Here is a 15,681-nt window from a genome sequence, read left to right on the forward strand (position 1 = left end):
CCGGGTACGGGCGTGTCGGGCACCGGGGTGCCGGGCGTCGGCGTGTCCCGTAGGGGCGTGTCGGCTGCTGTGCGGGCCGTCGGCGTGTCGCCTACCGGCGTGTTGGCTCCCGTGCGTGGCATCGGCGTGTCGCGCACAGGCGTGCCGACAGTTGTGCGGGCCGTCGGCGTGTCGCGTACCGGCGTGTCGACACCCGTGCGCGGCATCGGCCTGTCACGTACCGCCGTGCCGACACCCCTGCCCGGCATCGGCGTGTCACCTGCCGGCGTGTCGACCGGCGTGCGCTCCGCCGCGGTCCCGGGCGTGGCCTCCACCCCGTTCCGGCGGCCCGAGGGGACCGCCAGGGCCGCGACCCCGGCCAGGCCGACCACCCCGGCGCCCACGGCGACCGCGGGCCGCAGCCCGTCGACGAAGGACTGGGCGGACTCGTAACCGCCCCGCGCAGCGAAGATGGCCCCCATCACGGCGATGCCGAGCGCCCCGCCCACCTCACGCAGCGCGTTGTTGGCGCCGGAGGCGATGCCCTGCTCGCGCGGCCGGACGCTGGACATGACCAGGGCGGCGGCCGGGGCGAAGAACAGGGCCATGCCGATGCCGCCGAGGACCAGTCCGGGCAGTTGGACGGCGTAGGTGGCGTCGGCCGTGACCACGGAGGCGAGGTAGCCGAGGCCGGCCGCCTGGAGGAAGAGCCCGGCGGCGACGACGGGGCGCCCGCCGATCCGGTCGGAGAGGAGCCCGGCGAGGGGCGCCACGAGCATCGGCATGCCGGTCCACGGCAGCATGCGCAGCCCCGCCTGGGTGGGCGAGTAACCGAGCACGCCTTGCATGTACTGGCTGAGCAGGAAGATCGAACCGAACATGCCGAGGAACATCAGCAGGCTCGCCGCGTTGATCCCGGCGAAGGCCCGGGAGCGGAACAGCCGCATCGGCAGCATCGGGTGGGCGGCGCGGGTGCCGTACACGACGAAGCCGACGAGGAGCGCGGCCCCGGCGGACAGCGCGGTCAGCACCACGGTGCCGGTCCAGCCGTCGGCGGGCCCGCGGACCAGCCCGTAGACGATCCCGAAGAGTCCGCCGCTGGCGAGCAGCGTGCCGGGGATGTCGAGCGGGGCGCCGGTGCCGTACGACTCGGTGAGGCGGAGCCGGGCGAGCGGCAGCAGGGCGAGGCCCAGCGGAACGTTCAGCCAGAAGATCCACTGCCAGGAGATGTGCTCGGTGAGGCTGCCGCCGACCAGGGGGCCGGAAGCCACGGCGAGCCCGTTGACGGCGCCCCAGATCCCGTACGCCATCCCGCGCCGCTCGGCCGGTACGGCCGCGGTCAGCAGGGTCAGCGTCAGCGGCATCATGACGGCCGCGCCGACGCCCTGGACCGCGCGGGCGGCGATGAGGGCGTCGATGCCGGGGGCCAGGGCCGCGGCGGCGGAGGCCGCGGTGAAGACGGTGAGCCCGGCGAGGAAGAGACGGCGCCGGCCGAAGCGGTCGCCGAGGGCCGCGCCGAACATCAGCAGGACGGCGAAGGTGAGCGTGTAGGCGCTCACGGTCCATTCGAGGTCGTGCAGCGCGCCGCCGAGGTCCGCGCGGATCGAGGGCAGCGCGGTGGTGACGACGAGGTTGTCGAGGGCCGCCATGAACCCGGCGACGCTGGTGATGACGAGGGCCCAGCCGGCTCCCCCGCGTGGTGCGCTGTGCTGTGACATCTCTCCCCCAGAGGGTGTCCGCCGCTCTGCGCGAACAGCGATTAGTTATTGATCACTAAGTTGCGTGGGCACACGAAGGCGCCCGTGAAGTACACCGGCGTACGAGCGGAACAGTGATCCCTCCGGACGCGCACGCGCCCCCGTCTCACCCCGCGCGCCCGCGCCGGGCTAGACGCCCTCCGCCCCCCGCCGGACGCGGGCCGAGAGGTCGAGCCCCTCCCAGACCCGGTGGCCGGGCGGGAAGCCCATGCCGGCCAGGGTGTTGATAAGCATGCCGAACGCCATGAACGAGGTCGTCTCCCCGGTGTCGCCGCCGAGCGGGAGGTGGACGGCGTCCCACAGCTCCATCCAGCGCGTGCGGACCATCTCGCCGAACTCGTGGTCGCCGGCGGCCTCGGCGGCGGCGACGGTGACGTAGACCTGCAACTGCATCTGGAGCCGCTCGGGCCGCTCCGTGATCAGCCGCGTGTACGCCGCCGCCATGGCGTGCAGGGCCTCTTCGCCGCGCAGCCCCTCGGAGGCTTCCTCGAAGACCCGGCGGGTGTCCTCCAGACAGCGTTCGGCCGCCGCGAGGAAGATCGCCTTCTTGCCCGGGAAGAGCCGGAAGAGGTACGGCTGGGAGACCCCCACCCGTCTGGCGATGGCCTCCGTGGACGTGCCGTGATAGCCGCCCCGGGCGAACTCGCTCGTCGCCGCGCGGATGACGCTCTCGCGCCGCTCCTCCGCACTCATCCTGACCATGCGAGGAAGTTAGTGGGTAATCACTAACTACGTCAAGGGCCGGCGAGGGCCACTCTCCGGCCCGAAGTGGGCCCCGTGGCCCCCGGAGGGTTCACGGGCCCGGAGAGCATCCCTCGCCGCGCGCTCGGACCGCCGCCGGTCAGGCCAGCCGAACGAGCGCGCGGGACATGCCGAGGACCTTCTGCCCGCCACAGGTCGCGGTGAGGTCGACGCGGACGGTGTGGTCGTCCAGCTTGGCCGCGACCTTGCCGCCGACCTCGATCACGGCGCCCTTGTCGTCGTCGGGCACGACCACGGGCCGGGTGAAGCGGACGCCGTACTCGACGACCGCGCCGGGGTCGCCGGTCCAGTCGGTGACGACCCGGATCGCCTCGGCCATGGTGAACATGCCGTGCGCGATGACGTCCGGGAGGCCGACCTCCTTGGCGAACCGCTCGTTCCAGTGGATCGGGTTGAAGTCGCCGGAGGCGCCCGCGTAGCGCACGAGGGTGGCGCGGTCCACGGGGAAGCTCCGGGCGGGCAGTTCGGTGCCGACCTCGACGTCGCTGTACGCGATCTTCGCCGTCATGGGGTGCTCACGCCTCCTCGGCCGCGCGGGCCACGAGCTTGGTCCAGGCGGTCACGACGTGCTCGCCGGCCGCGTCGTGGACCTCGCCGCGGATGTCCAGGATGTCGTTGCCGGCCATCGACTTGACCGCCTCGATGGTGGAGGTGACGGTCAGCCGGTCGCCGGCGCGGACGGGGCGCACGTACGCGAACTTCTGGTCGCCGTGCACGACCCGGCTGTAGTCCAGCCCGAGCTGCGGGTCCTGGACGACCTCGCCGGCCGCCTTGAAGGTGATGGCGAACACGAAGGTCGGCGGGGCGATCACGTCCGGGTGGCCGAGCGCCTTGGCGGCCTCGGTGTCCGTGTACGCGGGGTTGGGGTCACCCACCGCCTCCGCGAATTCGCGGATCTTCTCCCGGCCCACCTCGTAGGGCGCGGTCGGCGGATAGGTCCGCCCCACGAACGACTGGTCGAGCGCCATGGGCTCGCACCTCCTGGTCTCTGCGACTGCTGCTGTCTGCGACCGCCGACGCCCGTGACCCTCCGTGACGTCCGCCATCGCGGCGCGGGAGGCGGGTGGCCGAAAAGCGGGGGTGAACGGGCGGCGGTGGCTGGTGGCTGGCGGCCGGTGGCCCGACGGTCGGGACTCCGGAAGTCCGGGAGTGTCGGGTCCCGGAGTCCCGGAGTGCCGGAGTCCCGGACTCCGAGGTTCCGGGGCCAGAACGACGCGAGGCCGCCCCCTGACTACGGGGACGGCCTCGCGTACGAGCCTGATTTATCGCGTCTCGCGGTGCGCGGTGTGCGCATTGCAACGCGGGCAGTGCTTCTTCATCTCAAGACGATCCGGGTTGTTACGCCGGTTCTTCTTGGTGATGTAGTTCCGCTCCTTGCACTCCACGCAGGCCAGCGTGATCTTCGGGCGGACGTCGGTGGCAGCCACGTGAGTGCTCCTTGACGAACGGATTGACGATGTTCAACGCAGAAAGAGTAGCCGATCGAAGGACCGACCCCGCAATCGGCTACTTAAAGTAGCGGTGACCGGACTTGAACCGGTGACACAGCGATTATGAGCCGCTTGCTCTACCGACTGAGCTACACCGCTGAGATGCGATCGGGCCCCGCCTGACGGCGGGAACCTCTCACACCAGAGCCCCAAAACGGAATCGAACCGTTGACCTTCTCCTTACCATGGAGACGCTCTGCCGACTGAGCTATTGGGGCGAGCGAGGAAGACATTACACGCTTGCCCGCCCATCGCCCAAATCCATTTCCCGGCCCCCACCGACCGCCTCCCCGAGCCCCCGGACCGCCCCGGCGACGCCCCTGGCAGGAGCCGGGAGAGGGGGGTGGACGCCGCGGCGGGGGCCGGGAGGCCGGGGGCCGGACGCTCCGGCGAGGAGCCACAGAAGCGGCGGGCGGCCCGCCGGGCGGAGTACGGGCACGGGGGCACGGGGCACGGGGGTACGGGGGTACGGGGGCACGGCGGTGGCCCGGGACGCTCCCCCGGCGCCGACCGGCCGCGGCCCCTCACCCCGTACGCACGTCGCGCACTTCCGCACCCCCGCACCCCCACACTCCCGCGCACAGCCCCTCCCACCCTGCCGCGCACAGCCCCTCCCACCCTGCCGAACCCCTCCCTCACCACTCCCCTGGCACGCACATGCCCACCCCCTGCACGCGTTCTCCGCGCCAAGATCGGTGCGGCCCGGCAGGGGGACCCCTGCGGTACGACTATTGCGCTCCTCCGCGCCGCGGACTGATCACCGTCCTAGGCTCGACCCACTCTGCGTGATCTTGTGCGTGATCTTGCGTCCCCACTGCGCAGCCCCGAGCCCAGAGGAGCGCGATGCCCGACAGCCAGCCGCAGCCGCCCCACTCGTCCTCCCGGCCCGGCCCGGCCGACGGCGGCTCGCTGCTGCTGTCCGGGGCCCGGCTCGCCGACGGCCGCACCGTGGACGTACGGCTGCACGGCGACCGCATCGAGGCGGTCGGCACCGCCGGCAGCCTGACCGGGGGCCGTCCGCCCGGTTCCGGTTCCCGCGTCGACCTCACCGGCTACCTGCTCCTGCCCGCCCCCGCCGAGCCGCACATCCACGCCGACACGGCGCTGACGGCCGACACGCCCGGACCCGTCTGCGACGACCCCAGGGAAGTCCAGCGGCGTGCCACGGAGGCGGCCCTGCTCCAGCTCGGGCACGGCGCCACGGCGCTGCGGGCGCACGTACGGGTGGGCGATGTACCGGGGCTGGGCGCGCTGACCGGCGTGTTGCGGGCGCGGCGGGCGCTGCGCGGGCTGGCGGAGCTGACCACGGTGGCGGTGCCGAGGGTACTGACGGGGGTGGCGGGGGCCGAGGGGCTGGCGATACTGCGGGACGCGTTGAAGATGGGCGCGGACGTGGCGGGCGGCTGTCCCGACCTGGACCCCGACCCGACGGGGTACGTGGAGGCGGTCCTGGAGATCGCCGCCGAACACGGCGTCCCCGTCGACCTGCACACGGACGCCGCCGACCCGGCGCGACTGGCCCGGATCGCGGCGATGGCGGGCGGACTGCGCCCCGGGGTGACGCTCGGGCCGTGCGAGGGGCTGGCCCTGCTGCCGGACGAGGTGGCCTCCCGGATGGCCGACCTGCTCGCGGCGGCCGGGGTGACGGTGGTCTGCCTGCCGCAGGGCGGCTGCGCCGGGGGCGGGGACGGCGGCGCCGACCACCGCGACGCGCCGGCGCCGGTACGGCTGCTGCGCGCCGCCGGGGTACGCGTCGCCGCCGGGAGCGGAGCGCTGCGGGACGTCTCCAACCCGGTGGGGCGCGGCGACCCCCTGGAGGCGGCCTTCCTGCTGGCCTCGCGGCACGGGCTGCGCCCCCGGGAGGCGTACGACGCGGTGAGTTCCACGGCGCGGTCGGTGCTGGGCCTGCCCGAGGTGCGCGTGGAGGCGGGCTTCCCGGCCGAGCTCCTCGCGGTGCGCGGGGACGGGCTGGCGGGGGCGCTCTCCCTGGCGTACAGCCGGATCGTGGTGCACCGCGGGCGGGTGGTCTCGCGGACCAGCGCGGTACGGGAGTTCGGCGACCCGCCGGTCGTGGCGGACCCGGGGCTGCCCCGTCAGGGGCGCGGCGAGCGGGACGGCCGGGAGGGGCGCGGGGAGTCGCCGTGAGGCCGGACGGCGTGGCCGCGCGCCCCACTGTGGCGGTGCGCCCCCGCTCCCCGCGCCTCCCCGCGCCGTAGGCCGGGTCGCGGGGACCGGGCCGGAGCCGTCCGGCGCGGACGGCTGTGGCGGCGTACGGTCGAAGGCATGCGCATTGTCATCGCTGGGGGTCATGGTCGGATCGCGCTGCGGCTGGAGCGGTTGCTCGCCGCGCGTGGTGACGAGGTGGCGGGCATCATCCGCCGGGCCGAGCAGGCCGACGATCTGCGGGAGGCCGGTGCCGAGCCGGTGGTCCTCGACCTGGAGTCGGCCTCGGCCGACGAGGTCGCGGAACGGCTGCGGGGCGCCGACGCGGCGGTCTTCGCGGCCGGCGCGGGTCCCGGGAGCGGCGCGGCCCGCAAGGAGACGGTGGACAAGGCGGCGGCGGTCCTCTTCGCGGACGCGGCGGTACGGGCCGGCGTACGGCGTTTCGTGGTGGTGTCGGCGATGAACGCCGATCCGCGGCACGAGGGCGACGAGGTGTTCGACGTCTACCTGCGGGCGAAGGGCGAGGCCGACGCGTACGTGCGCTCGCTGGAGGCGCTGGACTGGACGATCCTGCGCCCGGGTCTGCTGACGGACGACGCCGGTACGGGGCTGGTGCGGCTGGAGGCGCACACCGGCCGCGGACCGGTACCGCGGGACGACGTGGCCGCGGTCCTGGCGGAGCTGGTGGACACGCCGGCGACGGCGGGGCTGACGCTGGAGCTGATCAGCGGCTCGGCGCCGGTGTCGGTCGCGGTGAAGTCGGTGGCCGGGAACTGAGGACACCGAGGGCGCGGACGCCGACGGTGCCGTCCTACGGGGTTCAGAACAAGGGCAGTTGGCCGGGGACCTCGGGGACGACGTAGCCGTCCAGGGAGGGTTGCGCCGCCCCGAGTTGTGCCGGGCGGCGCGATCCCGGGCAGGAGACGAGGTCGGCGCTGACCCGGGCGCCGGGCGGATCGTGCCGCGCGTAGCGTCCGGCGACGACGGCGATCTCGCGGCGGCACTCGGGGCAGCGCCGACGGCGTGCGGAACCGGAGGAACCGGAGGACCGGGAGGACAACGACATCCCCCCAGTCTGCCCGCGACACGTCGCCAAGCGCCCACAGGCCACCCGGAACACCGCCGGGCGTGGCGCGACGGACGGACGTGACTCGACAGGCATGCGTGGCAGGCGAACGTGACACGACAGGCAGATACGACACCGAGGGCGACACGCCAGGGCGACGCGGTCAGACGACCGGCGTGCCGCCGCCCCGCCGCTCACGCCGGGGAAGCTGGCTCAGCATCACCAGGACCAGCCCCCCGAGGATCAGGGCGATGCCGCCGAAGGTCCCCCACTCCCGCATGAGCCCGTCGTACGCGGCAAGGCGGTCGAGTGTGAGCGCGCAGGCGGCGTTCCAGCCGAGGCCGAGCGCCATCACCAACTGCCCCCAGCCGTGCAGCCGTACGCGCCGCACGGACCGCCGGTTCACCGGCAGCAGCCACCCCCGCGTGAGCGCCGCCACCCCGGAAACCCCGATGAGCAACGCCACGAGCGCCCCCATGACGCCCGCGTAAACCGTCATGCCCCGGCCTCCCCTTCCCCCGCACCGGCTCCCCACCGGCCACACGGCACATCATGACACCCACCTGCCCACCGGAGAGGCCCCTCGGTCACGAAGGTTCCCCCTCGGCTGACTCCTCGCCGCCCCGGCCCGCGGTGCGGCGACGGCTCAGCAAGGCGCTCCCCACGATCACCAGTCCGATGGCGGCGACCCTGGCCGCCTGGTAGTAGCCGAGCGCGGTCTCCTCCGAACTGCCGAACGGCCGCAGGAAGACCCACCCCGCCGCGAGCCCGCCGACACCGATCAGCACGACCGCCCCCCACGTCCCGAGATCGCCCCACCAGGGCCCCGCCCCGTAACCCCGCTCGTCGTCCTGCTCAACACCCTTGTCAGCCATGGCACTTCCCCTGCACTAGCGGTGACGGTCCCACCAGAAGACGCACCCCAACCGCACCCGGTTCACCACCCCGGCCACCCCCACCCAGCCCAAAACACCAAAAGAGCCCGCAACCAGCATTGCTACTGATCACCTCACGGACCCGTACGGGCTCTGCCGGCCCCCAGCCTCTCGGGAAGAGGAGGCGTCCGGCTCCAGACCGGGCGAGGTGCCTGTCGGTGCCGTGTCAGGCCAGCATTCCCCGAAGCCAGGACCTTTCCGCGCGGCTGGTGGCGCGGGCGATGGTGAGCATGCCACGCCGGTAGGGGTCGTCGATGTCGTCGGCACCCAGCGGGTGGTCACCATCGTGGAAAAAGCTCGCGGGCTGTTCCAGGAACTCCAGCCGGCGACGCAGTACCGCGTGCTGGTCAGCAGTGTCGGGCAGGTGAGAGAGGAAGGCCAGAACCGTGAAATACCGGGTGCTGTCGCTGATGTCCAGACCGTTGGCACCCCGCAGCCGGCTCAGCAGCTCACAGCGGCCGGGGCCGGTCAGGCTCAGGGTGTGCCGCTGAGCGGCCGAGGCACCCGGTTCTGTCCGTCGGCCGAGCAGCCCGGCGCTGACCAGCCGGTTGATCGCCGGGTAGAGGCTGCCGTCGCTGACGGGCCGGGCATGGCCGGACAAGTGCGCTATCCGGTGGCGCAGTTGATAGCCGTGCAGCGGCCCCTCGGCCAGGAATCCCAGGATCGCGAGTTCGAGCATGCTGCTACTCTCGCACATCGAAGCGAGGTACCTCGAAGCGATGTACCTCGAACCGACACAGGGGGCGGGAATGACGTACACCGAGGAATGGGTGACCGAGCGAGCGCGCAACGCCTACGAGCACGGCCGAGCATCGTTCGACATACGGCCCGAACGGACGGCACTGCTGGTCATCGACATGCAGGACGAGTTCGTCCGGCCCAACTGGAGTCCCTACTGGGTGCCCGCGTCCACCCGGATGGCGCCCCGGCTGCAGCAACTGGCCGAAGACTGCCGGGCCGCCGCGGTCCCGGTCATCTGGACCATCTTCGACGACACCCATCTCGGTCTGGACCGGCCGCACGCCCTGCGCTTCCTCCCGCACGCCGACCGCGACTGGCACCGACCGGGCCCTGCCGAGGTGTGGGGCCGGATGGGCCGTCGTCCCGATGAAGCCCTGATCCGTAAGCCCTCCTACGGGGCGTTCTACGACACCCCCCTCGACACAATGCTGCGCAACCTCGACCGCGACACGGTCATCGTCACGGGAACGCTTACCAACTACTGCTGCGGCACCACGGCCCGGCAGGCATACGAACGCGGCTACAAGGTCGTCTTCGGGGCCGATGTCACGGCCACCGATGACGAGTCGCGACAGGAACCGGAACTCGCTGTGCTACGCAAGGGCTTCGCGCTCGTACTGACCGCCGAAGAGATCACCAACCGACTGACCGCAGCCACCTCGGCATCAGACGAAGAGGAGCGGGCGAACGTTGCCTGACGCGGCACTAGGCACCCCGTGTCTGCCCCACGCGGACTGGTCAGCACCCGAATCAGGGTGAGACACACTGGGAAAAAGCACCCATAACGATCAGGTCGGTCTCATGAACGCCGAAAGGGTCTGTGATCAGCATTGCTGCTGGTCACAGACCCTTTCGGTCTGGTGGCGGCGCCAGGATTCGAACCTGGGAAGGCTGAGCCGGCAGATTTACAGTCTGCTCCCTTTGGCCGCTCGGGCACACCGCCGGGGTTCGCTGCTCGTCGCGCCGCTTGGGGCGGTGCTCCGTGGCAACGACGTAAACAATACCCGATGCGCGGGGGTGCTCCGCCACCTGATTGATCGCCGTCCCGGGCGCCGCGGGTGGCTAGGCTGGCCGGGTGCGGCCGAGGCCCCCGGAGGGGCTCGGTGGCCGCCGTCGTATGCCGGTACGGGTCCCGTACGCGACCCGACACGCACCAGATACAAGGAGCCACAGGACATGGCCGACTCCAGTTTCGACATCGTCTCGAAGGTCGAGCGGCAGGAGGTCGACAACGCCCTCAACCAGGCCGCCAAGGAGATCTCGCAGCGCTACGACTTCAAGGGTGTGGGCGCCTCGATCGGGTGGTCCGGGGAGAAGATCCTCCTGGAGGCGAACTCCGAGGACCGGGTGAAGGCCGTGCTCGACGTCTTCCAGTCCAAGCTGATCAAGCGCGGCATCTCGCTGAAGGCCCTGGACGCCGGTGAGCCGCAGCTCTCGGGCAAGGAGTACAAGATCTTCGCGTCGATCCAGGAGGGCATCTCCCAGGACAACGCGAAGAAGGTGGCGAAGATCATCCGCGATGAGGGCCCGAAGGGCGTGAAGGCCCAGGTGCAGGGTGAGGAGCTGCGGGTCACCTCGAAGAGCCGGGACGACCTCCAGGCCGTGATCTCGCTACTGAAGGGCAAGGACTTCGACTTCGCGCTGCAGTTCGTGAACTACCGGTAGTCCGGGACGTACGGCGAAGGGTGGGCGCCCGTGGGTGCCCACCCTTTTTCGTCTGTGCGGTGTCCCGGTGGGTTCAGTTCCGGGAGTTGCCGAAGAGGAGGCGGTAGCCGATCAGGAGGACCAGGGAGCCGCCGATGGCCGCCGCCCAGGTGGCGCCGTCGTAGAAGCCCTTGCTGATGGGGTGGTCCAGCCAGCGGGCCGAGATCCAGCCTCCGAGGAACGCGCCCGCGACGCCGATGAGCGTGGTGCCGATGATCCCGCCCGGGTCGCGGCCCGGCAACAGGAACTTGGCGATGGCCCCGGCCAACAGTCCCAGGATGATCCAGCCGATGACGGTCATGCCGCTACCCTGCCCCTTCTCGTTCACGCCGTGCCGCCACTGTGGGCCGATCCCGCGCGCGTGCTGTCGTGTCCTGTCGGTGGAGAGGACGCCCCGATCATGCCCCGTGGTTGCGCCCGCACTCCTGACGGGCCGTCGGCTACCAGCCGTCGCGCTGTCCGGCGGTGGCCGTGAAGGGCTGGTCGGTGCGGACGATCTCGCGGCCCAGCGGGAGCAGCGAGACGGGGATCAGCTTGAAGTTGGCGATGCCGAGCGGAATGCCGATGATCGTGACGCAGAGCGCGATGCCGGTGAAGATGTGGCCGAGCGCCAGCCACCAGCCGGCCAGGACCAGCCAGAGCACGTTGCCGAGGCATGAGGGCGCTCCCGCGTCCCGGCGTTCGACCGTGGTGTACCCGAAGGGCCACAGCGCGTAGACACCGATACGGAAGGCGGCGATCCCGAAGGGGATGCCGATGATGGTGACGCAGAGCAGCAAGCCCGCGGCCAGGTAGCCGAGGAAGAGCCAGAAGCCGCTGAGGACGAGCCAGATGATGTTCAGGATGGTCTTCATTGGTGGCGACCTGCCATCTTTTCGAGTCGGGCGATCCGCTCCGCCATCGGCGGGTGGGTGGAGAACATCTTCGACAGTCCTTCCCCCGGCCGGAAAGGGTTCGCGATCATCATGTGGCTGGCGGTCTCGATGCGCGGCTCGGGCGGCAGCGGGAGCTGCCGGGTGCCGGCCTCCAGCTTGCGCAGCGCGCCGGCGAGCGCGAGCGGGTCGCCGGTGAGCTGGGCCCCGGAGGCGTCGGCCTCGTACTCCCGGGAGCGGCTGATGGCGAGCTGGATGAGGGTGGCGGCGAGCGGGCCCAGGATCATGATCAGCAGCATGCCGAGCACGCCGGGGCCGTCGTCGTCGTTGGACCGCCCGATGGGGATCAGCCAGGCGAAGTTCACCAGGAACATGATCACGGAGGCGAGGGCTCCGGCGACCGAGGAGATCAGGATGTCGCGGTTGTAGACGTGACTGAGTTCGTGGCCGATGACGCCGCGCAGCTCTCGTTCGTCGAGCAGGCGCAGGATGCCGTCGGTGCAGCAGACCGCGGCGTTGCGCGGGTTGCGGCCGGTGGCGAAGGCGTTGGGCGCCTCCGTCGGGGAGATGTACAGGCGGGGCATGGGCTGGCGGGCCTGGGTGGAGAGCTCGCGGACCATGCGGTAGAGGGCGGGGGCCTCGAACTCGCTGACCGGGCGGGCGCGCATCGCGCGCAGGGCGAGCTTGTCGCTGTTCCAGTACGCGTACGCGTTGGTGCCCAGGGCGACGAGGACGGCGACGACGAGCCCGGCTCGGCCGAAGAAGCTGCCGATGACGATGATGAGCGCGGACAGTCCCCCGAGGAGAACTGCGGTCCTGAGCCCGTTGTGCCGGCGGTGCACGGTACGCCCTCCAAATCGTGCAGCAGGGGAACCCTCTGGTTGCTGGTCTCGCTTCGCTGTGCGTGGTCGCTGTCCGGGATGCGCCTGGTCGTGGTGTCGCGTCCCGCCCAGTGGACCCTTCCGTACTGGTCAACGCCAGGCGAATGCCGCCGGTTCCCCGATGCGTACGGTGGTGCGCGGTCCGTACGGGTGGCGGGGACCGCCCCGGGGGCGCCCCTTGTCCTCAGGGGGCGCGCGGAGGGCCCGCGCGCCCGTCGCGGTGGGCCCACGCGCCCCTGTCGGGCTCAGAAGAGGGCGGTGCCGGCGAAGCGCAGGACGAGCTGGGGGGCTCCGGAGAGGGCGATGCCGAGGGCGCCGGTGGCGGCGAGGGCCGCGGTGAGGGGGGCCGGGAGGCGGTGGGCGGCGGTCTCGCCCTCGGGGGCGCGGAAGAGCAGGGCCGTCCACCGGAGGTAGTAGAAGAGGGCGATCACGACGTTGACGGCCATGACGACGGCGAGCCAGCCGAGGCCCGCGTCGACGGCGGCGGCGAAGACGGTGACCTTGGCGAAGAGGCCGATGATCCCGGGCGGCAGTCCGGCGAGGCAGAGCAGGAAGAAGGCGAGGAGCAGCGCGGTCAGCGGGTTGGCGGCGTACAGGCCGCGGTAGTCGTCGACCCGGTTGAGGGTCTTCGTACGGCCGACGAGGGCGGCCACCGCGAAGGCGCCGAGGTTCACGGCGGCGTACATGAGGGCGTAGGCGACGGTGGAGCCGATCGGCCGCCGGGGGTCGTCGGCGTACGCGGCGGCGGCGATCGGCACCAGGAGGTAGCCCGCCTGGCCGACGGACGACCAGGCGAGGAGCCGTACCGCGCTGTACGCGCGCGTGCCGCTCTGCCGCAGGGCGCCGAGGTTGCCGACGGTCATGGTGAGCGCGGCCAGTACGGCGAGCGCGGGCCCCCACACGTCGGCGTACGAGGGGAGGGCGACGACCGTGACGAGGATGAGGCCGCTGAAACCGACCGCCTTGCCGACGACCGACAGGTACGCGGCGACCGGCAGCGGGGCGCCGACGTAGGTGTCGGGGACCCAGAAGTGGAAGGGCACGGCCGCCGTCTTGAAGGCGAAGCCGACGAGGAGGAGGACGACGCCGGTCCGTACGAGGGTGGTGAACTGGCCGTCGACGTGCTGGACGCGCTCGGCCACCCGGGTCAGGTGGAGGGTGCCGGTGGCGGCGTAGACGAAGCTGACGCCCAGCAGGCTGACGGCGGTCGCGGTGACCGAGGAGAGGAAGAACTTCAGGGCGGCCTCGGAGGAGCGCCGGTCGCCGTGGCGCAGGCCCACCAGGGCGAAGGCGGGCAGGGAGGCCACTTCCAGGGCGACGACGAGGGTGGCGAGGTCGCGGGAGGCGGGCAGCAGCGCGGCGCCGGCCGCCGAGGAGAGCAGCAGGAACCAGAACTCGCCGTCGGGCAGGCGCCGGCCGGAGTCCCGCAGCGCGGTGACGGACAGCAGGGCGGCCACCAGGGCGCCGCCGAGGACGAGGAACTGGATGGCGAGGGTGAACGTGTCGGCGGTGTAGCTGCACACCGCCGTGTCGCCGGTGAGGCAGAACGTCGAGCGGTCGGCGCCCACCAGCGGGAGCAGCAGGAGCAGGGCGGCGGCGAGCGCGCCGACGGCGCCGAGGCCGAGCAGCGGTTTGCGGGCGTCCGGCAGGAACAGGTCGGCGACCAGCACGGCGAGCGCGGCGACGGCCACGACGGTGGGCGGGGCGATGGCGAGCCAGTCGACGGACTGGACGAGGCTCTGGGCCACCGGGCTCATCGGGTGCCTCCTGCGAGGAGTTGCTGCACGGCGGGGTCGGTCAGCCCGAGGAGGGTCCTCGGCCAGAGCCCGGCGACGACGGTGAGGACGACCAGCGGCACCCAGGCGGCGAACTCGTGGCCGCGGACGTCGGACAGCCGGGGCGCCTCGCGCGGTACGGCGCCCATGCAGACGCGGCGGACCACGATCAGCAGGTACGCGGCGGTCAGCAGGGTGCCGAACGCGCCGACGGCCGTGAAGGTGAGGAACGCGGGGCGGCTGAGGCCCTGGTGCGGGTCGAAGGCGCCGAAGAGGGCCAGCATCTCGCCCCAGAACCCGGCGAGTCCCGGCAGTCCCAGCGAGGCGACCGCGGCGAAGGCGAGCAGTCCGCCGAGGCGGGGCGCCCGGCCGTAGAGGGCCGCTCCGGTGCCCTCGGCGAGGGTGTCGAGGTCGGTGGTGCCGGTACGGTCCTTGACGCCGCCGACCAGGAAGAAGAGCAGGCCGGTGACGAGGCCGTGGGCGATGTTGGCGAACAGGGCGCCGTTGACGCCGGTGGGCGTCATCGAGGCGATGCCGAGCAGGACGAAGCCCATGTGGCCGACGGAGGAGTAGGCGATGAGGCGTTTGAGGTCGCCCTTGGCGCCCGGCCGGGCGAGGGCGAGGCAGGCGAGGGAGCCGTAGACGATGCCGACGACGGCGAGGGCGGCGAGGTAGGGCGCGAAGACGCGGAAGCCGTCGGGGGCGGCGGGCAGCAGGATGCGGACGAAGCCGTACGTGCCCATCTTCAGCAGCACGCCGGCGAGCAGGACCGAGCCGACGGTCGGCGCGGCGGTGTGGGCGTCGGGCAGCCAACTGTGCAGCGGCCACATCGGGGTCTTCACGGCGAGCCCCAGTCCGATCGCCAGAACGGCGGTGACCTGCACGGATGTGGTCAGCGACCGGCCGTTGTCAGTGGCGAGTGCCACCATGTCGAATGTGCCCGCCCTGATTCCGATGAGGAGCAGGCCGAGCAGCATGACCACGGAGCCGAGCAGCGTGTAGAGGATGAAGGTCCAGGCGGATCTGACCCGGTTCTCGCCGCCCCAGCGGGCGATGAGGAAGTACATCGGGATCAGGACCGTCTCGAAGGCGAGGAAGAAGAGGATCAGGTCGAGGACGGCGAAGGTGGCGAGGGTGCCGGACTCCAGGACGAGCAGCAGGGCGACGAACGCCTTCGGGGAGGGGCCCGCGGGCGGCGCGAAGTAGGAGTACAGCGCGCACAGGAAGGTCAGCAGCGCGCTCAGTACGAGGAGGGGGAGCGAGATGCCGTCGACGCCGAGGTGGATGCGCACGTCGAGTGCGGGAATCCAACTGATGTCCGTGGTGGCCTGCATCTTCGCGGGCTGGTCGTGGTCGAAGCCGGCGACGAGGACGAGGGCGGCGAGCAGGACGGCGCCGGTGACGGTGACGCCGTGGCGCCGGACGGCCTGCTCGGGTGAGCTGCCCTTCAGTCCGGGCGGGGCGGGCAGGAGGGCCGCCACGGCGCCGAGGAGCGGTCCGACGACCACGAACGCGAGGAGGAACCGCATCACGGACTCGTTGATATCGATCACGCC

Annotated in this window: 17 protein-coding genes, 3 tRNA genes and 1 pseudogene; 4 read left to right on the forward strand and 17 right to left on the reverse strand. The window is 72.0% G+C overall.

Going from position 1 to position 15,681, the window contains the following annotated elements; genetic code table 11:
* Positions 1-290 precede the first annotated feature (290 nt).
* The 7 genes and pseudogenes from J5Y05_RS19915 to J5Y05_RS19945 all read right to left on the reverse strand — a co-directional run.
* Positions 291-1,697 (reverse strand): annotated as a pseudogene (locus tag J5Y05_RS19915) (MFS transporter); the annotation flags it as partial.
* A gap of 168 nt (positions 1,698-1,865) precedes the next feature.
* Positions 1,866-2,438, reverse strand: coding sequence for a TetR/AcrR family transcriptional regulator (locus J5Y05_RS19920; protein ID WP_210874380.1), 573 nt, complete (start codon positions 2,436-2,438; stop codon positions 1,866-1,868).
* Between the two features lie 139 nt (positions 2,439-2,577).
* Complete coding sequence (locus J5Y05_RS19925; RefSeq protein ID WP_210874381.1) at positions 2,578-3,006, reverse strand: MaoC family dehydratase; 429 nt, start codon at positions 3,004-3,006, stop codon at positions 2,578-2,580.
* 7 nt (positions 3,007-3,013) lie between these two features.
* Entirely contained in the window at positions 3,014-3,466 is a 453-nt protein-coding gene (locus tag J5Y05_RS19930; RefSeq protein WP_210874382.1) for a MaoC family dehydratase N-terminal domain-containing protein, read from the reverse strand.
* A 294-nt stretch (positions 3,467-3,760) separates the two neighbouring features.
* A complete protein-coding gene (gene rpmG / locus J5Y05_RS19935) occupies positions 3,761-3,925 on the reverse strand; it encodes a 50S ribosomal protein L33 (protein WP_003948671.1) in 165 nt (54 codons plus the stop codon).
* A gap of 89 nt (positions 3,926-4,014) precedes the next feature.
* Positions 4,015-4,087 (reverse strand) — tRNA-Met (locus J5Y05_RS19940).
* A gap of 46 nt (positions 4,088-4,133) precedes the next feature.
* Positions 4,134-4,206: transfer RNA gene (locus J5Y05_RS19945), tRNA-Thr, on the reverse strand.
* A 625-nt stretch (positions 4,207-4,831) separates the two neighbouring features.
* Between J5Y05_RS19945 and J5Y05_RS19950 the strand changes: the two genes are divergently transcribed.
* Positions 4,832-6,133: an amidohydrolase family protein gene (locus J5Y05_RS19950; RefSeq protein WP_210874383.1), complete on the forward strand. Its 1,302-nt coding sequence runs from the start codon at positions 4,832-4,834 to the stop codon at positions 6,131-6,133.
* A 138-nt stretch (positions 6,134-6,271) separates the two neighbouring features.
* Positions 6,272-6,928: an NAD(P)H-binding protein gene (locus J5Y05_RS19955; protein ID WP_210874384.1), complete on the forward strand. Its 657-nt coding sequence runs from the start codon at positions 6,272-6,274 to the stop codon at positions 6,926-6,928.
* A 43-nt stretch (positions 6,929-6,971) separates the two neighbouring features.
* Here the strand turns inward: J5Y05_RS19955 and J5Y05_RS19960 are convergent, their stop codons facing one another.
* The 4 genes from J5Y05_RS19960 to J5Y05_RS19975 form a co-directional block, all read right to left on the reverse strand.
* Complete coding sequence (locus J5Y05_RS19960; protein WP_210874385.1) at positions 6,972-7,217, reverse strand: hypothetical protein; 246 nt, start codon at positions 7,215-7,217, stop codon at positions 6,972-6,974.
* 163 nt (positions 7,218-7,380) lie between these two features.
* Positions 7,381-7,716 (reverse strand): hypothetical protein, encoded by a 336-nt coding sequence (locus tag J5Y05_RS19965; RefSeq protein WP_210874386.1) that lies wholly within the window; start codon positions 7,714-7,716, stop codon positions 7,381-7,383.
* A gap of 88 nt (positions 7,717-7,804) precedes the next feature.
* A complete protein-coding gene (locus J5Y05_RS19970; protein ID WP_210874387.1) occupies positions 7,805-8,092 on the reverse strand; it encodes a hypothetical protein in 288 nt (95 codons plus the stop codon).
* Positions 8,093-8,318: 226 nt separating this feature from the next.
* The gene (locus tag J5Y05_RS19975; RefSeq protein ID WP_210874388.1) at positions 8,319-8,831 is read right to left on the reverse strand and encodes a PadR family transcriptional regulator; all 513 of its coding nucleotides are present in this window, start codon (positions 8,829-8,831) and stop codon (positions 8,319-8,321) included.
* Here J5Y05_RS19975 and J5Y05_RS19980 point away from each other — a divergent pair.
* Positions 8,830-9,591: a cysteine hydrolase family protein gene (locus J5Y05_RS19980; RefSeq protein WP_247614957.1), complete on the forward strand. Its 762-nt coding sequence runs from the start codon at positions 8,830-8,832 to the stop codon at positions 9,589-9,591. The two genes, J5Y05_RS19975 and J5Y05_RS19980, sit on opposite strands and share 2 nt — an antisense overlap.
* 160 nt (positions 9,592-9,751) lie before the next feature.
* On the opposite strand, the gene J5Y05_RS19985 is transcribed toward J5Y05_RS19980, so the two are convergent.
* Positions 9,752-9,836, reverse strand: a tRNA-Tyr gene (locus J5Y05_RS19985).
* Between the two features lie 233 nt (positions 9,837-10,069).
* Between J5Y05_RS19985 and J5Y05_RS19990 the strand changes: the two genes are divergently transcribed.
* Positions 10,070-10,558: a YajQ family cyclic di-GMP-binding protein gene (locus tag J5Y05_RS19990; protein WP_030422023.1), complete on the forward strand. Its 489-nt coding sequence runs from the start codon at positions 10,070-10,072 to the stop codon at positions 10,556-10,558.
* 73 nt (positions 10,559-10,631) lie between these two features.
* Here J5Y05_RS19990 and J5Y05_RS19995 read toward each other — a convergent pair whose 3' ends face one another.
* The 5 genes from J5Y05_RS19995 to J5Y05_RS20015 all read right to left on the reverse strand — a co-directional run bounded on the left by J5Y05_RS19995 (position 10,632) and on the right by J5Y05_RS20015 (position 15,678).
* Complete coding sequence (locus tag J5Y05_RS19995) at positions 10,632-10,898, reverse strand: GlsB/YeaQ/YmgE family stress response membrane protein (protein WP_210874389.1); 267 nt, start codon at positions 10,896-10,898, stop codon at positions 10,632-10,634.
* A 139-nt stretch (positions 10,899-11,037) separates the two neighbouring features.
* Entirely contained in the window at positions 11,038-11,451 is a 414-nt protein-coding gene (locus J5Y05_RS20000; RefSeq protein WP_210874390.1) for a YccF domain-containing protein, read from the reverse strand.
* Positions 11,448-12,311 (reverse strand): zinc metalloprotease HtpX, encoded by an 864-nt coding sequence (gene htpX / locus J5Y05_RS20005; protein ID WP_210874391.1) that lies wholly within the window; start codon positions 12,309-12,311, stop codon positions 11,448-11,450. Before htpX ends, J5Y05_RS20000 begins: the two co-directional genes overlap by 4 nt.
* 284 nt (positions 12,312-12,595) lie before the next feature.
* Entirely contained in the window at positions 12,596-14,107 is a 1,512-nt protein-coding gene (locus tag J5Y05_RS20010; RefSeq protein ID WP_210874392.1) for an NADH-quinone oxidoreductase subunit N, read from the reverse strand.
* Positions 14,104-15,678 carry a complex I subunit 4 family protein gene (locus J5Y05_RS20015; RefSeq protein ID WP_210874393.1) on the reverse strand — a complete coding sequence of 525 codons (1,575 nt, stop codon included), beginning with the start codon at positions 15,676-15,678 and terminating at the stop codon, positions 14,104-14,106. The genes J5Y05_RS20010 and J5Y05_RS20015 overlap by 4 nt, the downstream gene beginning before the upstream one ends.
* Positions 15,679-15,681 lie beyond the last annotated feature (3 nt).

The sequence above is a fragment of the Streptomyces tagetis genome (assembly GCF_018069565.1).
Lineage (GTDB): Bacteria > Actinomycetota > Actinomycetes > Streptomycetales > Streptomycetaceae > Streptomyces > Streptomyces tagetis.

Bases quoted from the DNA above. Each gene is read 5' to 3' on its own strand.
- J5Y05_RS19920 (WP_210874380.1), bottom strand. From the start codon at position 2,438: ATGGTCAGGATGAGTGCGGAGGAGCGGCGCGAGAGCGTCATCCGCGCG.
- J5Y05_RS19980 (WP_247614957.1), top strand. From the start codon at position 8,830: ATGCTGCTACTCTCGCACATCGAAGCGAGGTACCTCGAAGCGATGTAC.
- J5Y05_RS19975 (WP_210874388.1), bottom strand. From the start codon at position 8,831: ATGCTCGAACTCGCGATCCTGGGATTCCTGGCCGAGGGGCCGCTGCAC.
- J5Y05_RS19970 (WP_210874387.1), bottom strand. From the start codon at position 8,092: ATGGCTGACAAGGGTGTTGAGCAGGACGACGAGCGGGGTTACGGGGCG.
- J5Y05_RS19950 (WP_210874383.1), top strand. From the start codon at position 4,832: ATGCCCGACAGCCAGCCGCAGCCGCCCCACTCGTCCTCCCGGCCCGGC.
- J5Y05_RS19930 (WP_210874382.1), bottom strand. From the start codon at position 3,466: ATGGCGCTCGACCAGTCGTTCGTGGGGCGGACCTATCCGCCGACCGCG.
- J5Y05_RS19995 (WP_210874389.1), bottom strand. From the start codon at position 10,898: ATGACCGTCATCGGCTGGATCATCCTGGGACTGTTGGCCGGGGCCATC.
- J5Y05_RS19925 (WP_210874381.1), bottom strand. From the start codon at position 3,006: ATGACGGCGAAGATCGCGTACAGCGACGTCGAGGTCGGCACCGAACTG.
- J5Y05_RS19965 (WP_210874386.1), bottom strand. From the start codon at position 7,716: ATGACGGTTTACGCGGGCGTCATGGGGGCGCTCGTGGCGTTGCTCATC.
- J5Y05_RS19990 (WP_030422023.1), top strand. From the start codon at position 10,070: ATGGCCGACTCCAGTTTCGACATCGTCTCGAAGGTCGAGCGGCAGGAG.
- J5Y05_RS20000 (WP_210874390.1), bottom strand. From the start codon at position 11,451: ATGAAGACCATCCTGAACATCATCTGGCTCGTCCTCAGCGGCTTCTGG.
- J5Y05_RS19955 (WP_210874384.1), top strand. From the start codon at position 6,272: ATGCGCATTGTCATCGCTGGGGGTCATGGTCGGATCGCGCTGCGGCTG.
- J5Y05_RS20010 (WP_210874392.1), bottom strand. From the start codon at position 14,107: ATGAGCCCGGTGGCCCAGAGCCTCGTCCAGTCCGTCGACTGGCTCGCC.
- J5Y05_RS19960 (WP_210874385.1), bottom strand. From the start codon at position 7,217: ATGTCGTTGTCCTCCCGGTCCTCCGGTTCCTCCGGTTCCGCACGCCGT.